Below are 8,173 nucleotides of genomic sequence, written 5' to 3' on the forward strand. Positions count from 1 at the left end.
TCTTCGTTATCAGATTGATCGGACGCGCAACCTGTAAGAATTAATGCAGATGCTAAAAATGTACTTAGTAGTAATCTCTTTTTCATAATGTAATATAACTCCTTAGTTTATCTTTAATTGAAAAAATGTGTATTCATGTTTAATAGAGTAACATTGAATTAGTTTGGAATGTCACGATGACCTTGCAATGACCATAGACGTAAATGATTACGTGCATGAGTTGCTTTTTCAATCAATAATGCGTCGTTTTGAACGTTGTTAAGGATAGCATTATCTATAAATAACTGCATAATTGGTTGTATCAATTTAGACGTAGGTATCGTACGTAAAAGCATAATGATTTCGTTCACATACTTTTCCTTCTCAATATCATTTTTCATATTGATTTGTTTGCGTAGATAACTGGTGATCTCTTTAATTGCTTGATCAGATTTCAAATAGTGATGTCTATCATAATAGATTAATTCTTCAACCGAAGCTGGTACATAATATCCATCATCAGAAATATCAATGCCAGACGCCTCAGACTCGACAACATCAAATAACACAGGATGAAACACGAAGTCATCTTCAACATAATATAGCTCAGTACCAGCTAAAGTATCTAAGCTATATTGTAACTCTTCTTTACTAAAAGTAGCGTCATAAAATCTTTGTAAAAGATATAGTAGATGATTAGTTGATAAAATACCATACAAGTTTACAGAACCAAGTATAATACGAAGAGGTAAAATATCTTTTTTATCTATTAATCCTTTCTTAATCTCAGAAATCAATTGAGTGATTGCATCACTTCTTAAGCTATCGGTTGTACCAAAATCTTCATCTTCAAGTAACATATCTAAGTCAACTTCGTCTTCCATAAATGATAATTCTAACGCGTTTTTAAACTCTGCTAAACTATTCTCAATTGTTTGCTCATTAACAAATTGATTTACAGCTTTCTCAAAATCACCATTGCCGACTTGATTCACGAAATTTTCAATATGTTTACGCACATCATTTGGCAAAATAAGACAATCATATTCAAAGTCGTAATAATAATAAAAATGAATAGTTAAAAAGTTATCAAAATTTATTAATTGCAGCTTTTCAAATTTAGTTAGTTCATTGTTTAATCGGTAGTTATCATCACTTTCAAGTATGCTAGAAAGAATATCAAACTCAAATAGAGTAGCATTAGAAAACACTTGTTCAATGATGTGATTATTATTGAAAAATGCTGTCATAATTAATTCAACAAGATTTTGTTTGTTTTTATTTGAGAATCCTTTGATACCATACTGCCTGCATATTGTTTTTAGCTCGTCATTAGTTTTTAACAGTAAAGCATGTTCTAATGTGACATCGTTTAAGCGCGTATGTTGTCTTACACGTAACACTTCTTCATTTAAATTCATATGGTTTATTGTATCTAGCGATTCGAATTCACCATATGCATTATCTAGTACCTCTGAATTGATATATCTTAAAAAGAAATTATTTACAAAGAACTCATCTTCGTTAAGTTGATAAACAAAACCTAGATGATTTGTTAGCTTTAAAATATTAACATCGCGTTTATTTATAATTGTGACAGGATTACCATTAGATATAAGTGTTTCTATAAATTTTTGTTCTGTCTTATCCATATCATGATAAATTTTATGTATATTTTCAGGGCGTAAAGCATGCATCGTGACTTCAAATCCTTCTTTTTGGGTCGGTAAATTAAAATATTCGCATGCGTTTTGTAATTTTCTTGGGTATATAAAATGAACATCAAGCATTTTTGCACACCTCGTTGTATATATTAAGTTTATCATAACATGATTTTATGTCGGGATAAAAAAATAACAGCATCTTAACAAATGTAAGATACTGTCAGTGAAATGAATGAAACTTTAGTTTCTGATAATATAGTCAAAGGCATTTAATGCTGCATTTGCACCAGCGCCCATTGAAATAATAATTTGTTTGTTCTTCTGATCTGTGACATCGCCAGCAGCAAATATTCCAGGTACGTTAGTATTATTGTTACGATCAATAACAATTTCACCACGTTCGTTTAATTCAACAGCATCTTTTAACCATGATGTGTTTGGAAGTAAACCAATTTGAACAAAGATACCATCTAAGTTAAGTAGATGTTCTTCGCCGGTGCTCATGTCTTCGTAACGTATACCTGTAACATGGTCTTCTCCGACAACTTCAGTAGTTTTGGCATTTGTTTTGATATCAACATTTGATAAAGAACGTAAACGATCTTGTAACACGTTGTCTGCTTTTAATTCGCTAGCGAATTCGAATAATGTAACATGATTAACGATACCAGCAAGGTCAATTGCTGCTTCAACCCCAGAGTTACCGCCACCGATAACTGCTACGTCTTTATTTTCGAATAGAGGTCCGTCACAGTGAGGGCAGAATGCAACACCTTTATTAATCAATTGCTCTTCACCTGGAATGTTTAGCTTACGCCAACCTGCACCAGTAGCAATAATGACTGTTTTACTTTCTAAGACAGCACCGTTTTCTGACGTAACTTTAATTGCTTCGTCAGTCTTTTCGATATCTGTAGCACGTATACCTGTCATTGCATCAATGTCATATTGATCAATGTGCGCTGCTAAGTTAGAAGAAAATTCAGAACCAGTTGTTTCTTTAACAGTAATGAAGTTCTCAATACCAGCAGTATCATTAACTTGGCCACCGATACGATCAGCAACTATACCAGTACGTAAACCTTTACGTGCTGTGTAAATCGCTGCACTACCACTAGCAGGACCACCACCAACGATTAAGACATCATAAGGTTCTTTATTTTCAAACTCAGATGCATCTGCCGTACTGCCTAGTTTCGAAAGAATATCTTGGATTGTCATACGACCATTGCCAAATTCTTCGCCGTTTAAAAAGACAGCAGGGACTGCCATGATGTTTTCAGATTCTTCACGGAACACTGCACCATCAATCATAGAATGCGTGATGTTAGGGTTGATCACACTCATTAAGTTAAGTGCTTGAACGACATCAGGACATTTTTGACACGTTAAACTAATGAATGTTTCAAAATGGAATGAACCTTCTAAGTTTTTAATTTGGTCAATAATTGACTGTTTTTCTTTAGGTGCACGACCACTAACCTGTAAAATTGCTAAAACAAGTGAGTTAAACTCGTGACCTAATGGAATTCCTGCAAATGTTACACCTGTTTCTTCGCCAGGACGGTTGACTGAGAAACTTGGTGTACGTTTTAAAGACTTTTCAGAAAGTGAAAGTCTAGGTGACATATCAGAAATTTCTGTTAATAATTCTTTGAGTTCCTTAGATTTTTCATCTGAACCAAGGCTGGCAACGAATTCAACGTTGCCCTCCATTAGTTCTAATAATTGTTTAAGTTGTTGTTTTAAATCAGCATTAAGCATGGTTGTAATGCCTCCTTAGATTTTACCTACTAAATCTAAACCAGGTTGCAATGTTTTAGCGCCTTCTTCCCATTTAGCTGGGCATACTTCGCCAGGGTTTTTACGAACATATTGAGCTGCTTTGATTTTGTGAGCTAATGTACTAGCGTCACGGCCAATTCCGTCAGCGTTAATTTCAGATGCTTGTACAACACCGTCTGGGTCGATAATGAATGTACCACGTTGAGCTAAACCAGTAGCTTCATCTAATACATCAAAATTACGAGTGATTGTTTGTGATGGGTCACCAATCATAGTGTAAGTGATTTTGCTAATTGCATCTGAATGGTCATGCCATGCTTTGTGTACGAAGTGAGTATCAGTTGATACTGAGAATACATTTACGCCTAATTTTTGTAATTCTTCATATTGGTTTTGTAAGTCTTCTAATTCAGTTGGACAAACGAATGAGAAGTCAGCAGGATAGAAGCATACTACGCTCCAAGAACCTTTTAAATCTTCTTGTGTAACTTCTTTAAATTGATCTTTTTTTGGATCGAAAGCTTGCGCTGTAAATGGTAAGATTTCTTTGTTAATTAATGACATAAATATCTTCCTCCTAAGAATTTAAGTATGAATTAGAACTATCAATTGATTGTGCTTAATTATAATAATTCTAATCTCTTAGTTAGCATTATTACATTTTGATCCAGAATAGTCAACTGGATAACTTTGTAAAGTGAACGATTACTTTTAAAATAAAGAAAGATAATATAAAGTGCTTTGATAATGGATTTTGTAGTTGATGATTTAAAAGGTTGTGTCTATATTTAATATCTTGATTTTAATGTAAAAAATGTAAAAAAAGAAGATTTGTATTCTCAACTAAGTCAACCTTATTGATAATGGTGTGAGAATATTTGTTCGAGATGGATGAAGGTGATTAGTGAGAAACTGGAATTTTCAAGTACGAGACAATATTTTTAAAAGTTCAATTATTAACTTATAAGCAAATAATTGCTATAAAAAAGTTTGGACGTGTACAATTGCAATATGAAGATTTTTAATTAACTGTAAAGTATCGAGGAGTGGGTAACGTGTCAGATTATGTATATAATCTTGTGAAAAAGCATCATTCTGTTAGAAAATTTAAGAATAAACCTTTAAGTGAAGACGTTGTTAAGAAATTGGTAGAAGCTGGACAAAGCGCTTCGACGTCAAGTTTCCTACAAGCATACTCAATTATTGGTATCGACGATGAGAAGATTAAAGAAAATTTACGAGAAGTTTCTGGACAACCTTATGTTGTAGAAAATGGCTATTTATTCGTCTTTGTTATTGATTATTATCGTCATCATTTAGTTGATCAACATGCTGAAACTGATATGGAAAATGCATATGGTTCAACGGAAGGTTTGCTAGTAGGTGCAATCGATGCAGCATTAGTTGCTGAAAATATTGCGGTAACTGCTGAAGATATGGGGTATGGCATTGTCTTTTTAGGATCATTAAGAAATGATGTTGAACGAGTTCGAGAAATTTTAGACTTACCTGACTATGTCTTCCCGGTATTTGGTATGGCAGTAGGGGAACCCGCAGATGATGAAAATGGTGCAGCCAAGCCACGCTTACCATTTGACCATGTCTTCCATCATAATAAGTATCATGCTGATAAGGAAACACAGTATGCACAAATGGCAGATTACGACCAGACAATCAGCGAGTACTATGATCAACGTACAAACGGGAATCGCAAAGAAACATGGTCGCAGCAAATTGAGATGTTCCTAGGAAACAAAGCAAGATTAGATATGTTAGAACAATTGCAAAAATCAGGCTTAATACAGCGATAGCAAGATACCAAAATAACCCGCCCCCCTCTAGCTTAAAATGATAAGTATAGCTAGAGGGGGCGGGTATTTCTTGCAATGAATTAGTGTGAAGTTAATGCAGCATTATCATTTGAATCGAAAGTATCTTTATCCCAATGTTTAGTTAACTTGGCGGTACCTGTACCAGCTAGCATTGAATCGTTCACGTTTAATGCTGTTCTACCCATGTCAATCAATGGTTCAACGGAGATGAGCACGCCGGCTAAAGCGACTGGCAAGTTTAACGTTGACAACACCAATATGGATGCAAATGTAGCCCCGCCACCGACGCCAGCAACGCCGAATGAACTAATAATCACGACAGCGATTAACGTTACAATAAATTGTAAATCAATTTCTACATTAGCGACGGGTGCGACCATAATTGCAAGCATGGCAGGGTAAATGCCTGCACAACCATTTTGTCCAATCGACAATCCAAATGTCGCAGCGAAATTGGCAATACCTTCTGGCACGCCTAGACGTCTTGTTTGTGTTTGTACATTCAATGGTAAGGCACCCGCGCTTGAGCGTGATGTGAATGCAAAGATTAATACTTCCAAAGTCTTTTTAACATAGCGAATTGGGCTAATACCTAACAGGCTTAAAATAATTAAGTGAATGATATACATCGTAATTAATGCAGCGTACGATGCGATTAAGAATTTTCCTAAAGTCCAAATGGCGCCAAAGTCACTTGTCGATAATGTGTTGGCCATAATTGCTAATACACCGTATGGCGTTAAACGTAAGACGAACGTCACAATCGCCATTACTAGTGAATAGATAGCGTCAATCGCACGCTTAAGCAATTCACCATGATCAGGTTGTTTGCGTGCTACGCGTAAATAAGCAAATCCTATAAACGAAGCAAATATCACGACAGCAATCGTGGAAGTTGCACGTTGTCCAGTGAAATCTAAGAATGGATTTTTAGGCAATAATTCCAAAATTTGTTGTGGTAACGTATGTGCTGTTAAATCTTTCGCTTGTTTAGCAATTTCGCTTCCACGTGCTTGTTCAGCGTTACCAAGATTAATTGTTGATGCATCTAAACCAAACACCAAGGCATACACAACACCAACAATTGCAGCAATGGTGACAGTGCCAATTAAAAAGATAAAAATGAGACTACCAATTTTAGCAAACTTTTCTCCGATTTGAATTTTAGTGAATGCAGCGACAATAGAAATGAAAATTAAAGGCATCACAATCATTTGCAACAATGCAACGTAACCTTGTCCGACAATGTTGAACCAGTCACTTGTTGATGTAATAACATTCGAATGTGTTCCATAGACAAGATGTAATAACACGCCAAATACAATGCCGATACCTAAAGCTGTAAACACACGTTTCGCAAAAGATATATGTTTGCGAGCCATCATGTGCAATATTACGATGAAAATCACCAATACAATAATATTAATCAGTGTAAGAAAAGCATTCATGAACGTCACTCCTCAAATTTTTGAATATAATTCCGACTAGTATGCTAAGAATAATATTAATTTTAAAATATTTCAAGAGGGCATTTGCAATTAAATGTAAACATGATGAAATTCGACCGTTGGCATAAGGGAATTTGTAAACAAATCGTTTTGAATTTAGTAGAGAAAGGTGAAAAGGGTTAATAGTGTTATGACCTAGTCGATTAAAGTTGATATTTGAAAATGAAGCAGGGCATTAAATGCAATAAATTAAATAAGTTGTCATTACAGCGTTAATAATAGAAATGATTTTAACAGGAAAAAAGTGATGAATATTTGGAAAAGATATATATCGTGCACTGTCATAAGAGATAAGATATGAGAAAACAAATGCATCCTTGAATCGAGATGTGGCTATGACGGTTTGATAAAAATTGCTAACCTCATATTTATTGAATAAAAAGATAATAAATGATCAACCTTGAAAAGACGCTTCGAACAAACACGTTGTAAAAAATTCTGTCGAATCAAAATTAGCATCTTTTGAGGGTTCGTGTGTGCAGGTGGTAGTTCAAAAGCTACCGTAAACAAATATTTTTGTTTGAGAAAAAAGGCGTTTGTAGTAAATGTGAATATGAGTGTGCCCTTGTGTGATTCGTCATTTACTAACACAGCCAAACATTTAAATTGAATGGGCTTATTAAGATGAATCTATTTAGGAATACACAGGAGCCATCCCATTTAAAAGTAACATACTATAAAAATTTATTCAAAATTCAATATTAATCATAATGAATAATTAAAAAACCTGAAACAAATTAGTTTGATATGCTCTCTTCAAAGTAGATATTGAATGGAGTATATCAGCTTGTTTCAGGTTTTATGAATTGAGTATTAAATTTGAAAGTAAATTACAGTTCTATAGGTTTATAAAAAATCAGTTTTTAAATCAAAGCTATATATGAATTGAGTATTAAATTTGTGTTCAAATCACAAGTTTACAGGTTGAATAAACGTGCGAAGAAACCTTTTTTCTCTTCTTGAGGTTTTGGTTCTGACATTTCTGACTGTGAAGCTGTGCTGTCATTTTCTGCTTTCGCTTCCAATGAATCGTTCGAAGTAGCTTGTTTAGAAGCTTCTGCATGGGCTTCTGCTACTTGTTGTTCAGCATCATGTTGCGCGTCTGCATCTACTGTAGCTTCTTTATTTGAAGTCTCAGCTGCATTTTCATTTTTAGACTGCTCAACGCTGGCTTTTTCAATTGCTTCAGTTGCAGAAATTTGATCCTCTTTATCTACTTTAGTAGCAGTGCCATCGCCTGCATTTTCTGCTTTAGTATCCGTCTTAGCGTCTGTTGATGTATTCACTCCAGCAACCTTCGAATCTTTACTGTCAGCTTTATCTTCAGTAACAGCATTCTTTTCAACTTTATTTGTTGATTCAGCCAATACTTTAGCTTGAGATGCTTGTGCTTCTTGGATAGCCT

The 8,173-nt window shown here is 34.6% G+C and carries 6 protein-coding genes and 2 pseudogenes; 2 read left to right on the forward strand and 6 right to left on the reverse strand.

What is annotated here, in order from left to right; translation table 11 throughout:
• From IDG60_RS21865 to ahpC, 4 genes and pseudogenes are all read right to left on the reverse strand, one after another.
• Positions 1–86: pseudogene (locus IDG60_RS21865) on the reverse strand (NDxxF motif lipoprotein); the annotation flags it as partial.
• Between the two features lie 72 nt (positions 87–158).
• A complete protein-coding gene (locus IDG60_RS01625; RefSeq protein WP_000887776.1) occupies positions 159–1,769 on the reverse strand; it encodes a hypothetical protein in 1,611 nt (536 codons plus the stop codon).
• A 114-nt stretch (positions 1,770–1,883) separates the two neighbouring features.
• Positions 1,884–3,407: an alkyl hydroperoxide reductase subunit F gene (ahpF, locus tag IDG60_RS01630; RefSeq protein ID WP_103143680.1), complete on the reverse strand. Its 1,524-nt coding sequence runs from the start codon at positions 3,405–3,407 to the stop codon at positions 1,884–1,886.
• A gap of 15 nt (positions 3,408–3,422) precedes the next feature.
• Entirely contained in the window at positions 3,423–3,992 is a 570-nt protein-coding gene (ahpC, locus tag IDG60_RS01635; protein ID WP_000052781.1) for an alkyl hydroperoxide reductase subunit C, read from the reverse strand.
• Between the two features lie 491 nt (positions 3,993–4,483).
• On the opposite strand from ahpC, the gene nfsA reads away from it, so the two are divergent.
• A complete protein-coding gene (nfsA, locus tag IDG60_RS01640; RefSeq protein ID WP_001287099.1) occupies positions 4,484–5,239 on the forward strand; it encodes an oxygen-insensitive NADPH nitroreductase in 756 nt (251 codons plus the stop codon).
• A gap of 80 nt (positions 5,240–5,319) precedes the next feature.
• On the opposite strand, the gene IDG60_RS01645 is transcribed toward nfsA, so the two are convergent.
• A complete protein-coding gene (locus IDG60_RS01645) occupies positions 5,320–6,708 on the reverse strand; it encodes an L-cystine transporter (RefSeq protein WP_000991017.1) in 1,389 nt (462 codons plus the stop codon).
• An 84-nt stretch (positions 6,709–6,792) separates the two neighbouring features.
• On the opposite strand from IDG60_RS01645, the gene IDG60_RS01650 reads away from it, so the two are divergent.
• Positions 6,793–6,891: a hypothetical protein gene (locus IDG60_RS01650; RefSeq protein ID WP_001792089.1), complete on the forward strand. Its 99-nt coding sequence runs from the start codon at positions 6,793–6,795 to the stop codon at positions 6,889–6,891.
• A 794-nt stretch (positions 6,892–7,685) separates the two neighbouring features.
• On the opposite strand, the pseudogene IDG60_RS01655 reads toward IDG60_RS01650, so the two are convergent.
• Positions 7,686–8,173, reverse strand: a pseudogene (locus tag IDG60_RS01655) (hypothetical protein); the annotation flags it as partial.

Source organism: Staphylococcus sp. EG-SA-2, assembly GCF_017152085.1.

Bases quoted from the DNA above. Each gene is read 5' to 3' on its own strand.
- IDG60_RS01625 (WP_000887776.1), bottom strand. From the start codon at position 1,769: ATGCTTGATGTTCATTTTATATACCCAAGAAAATTACAAAACGCATGC.
- ahpF (WP_103143680.1), bottom strand. From the start codon at position 3,407: ATGCTTAATGCTGATTTAAAACAACAACTTAAACAATTATTAGAACTA.
- ahpC (WP_000052781.1), bottom strand. From the start codon at position 3,992: ATGTCATTAATTAACAAAGAAATCTTACCATTTACAGCGCAAGCTTTC.
- IDG60_RS01645 (WP_000991017.1), bottom strand. From the start codon at position 6,708: ATGAATGCTTTTCTTACACTGATTAATATTATTGTATTGGTGATTTTC.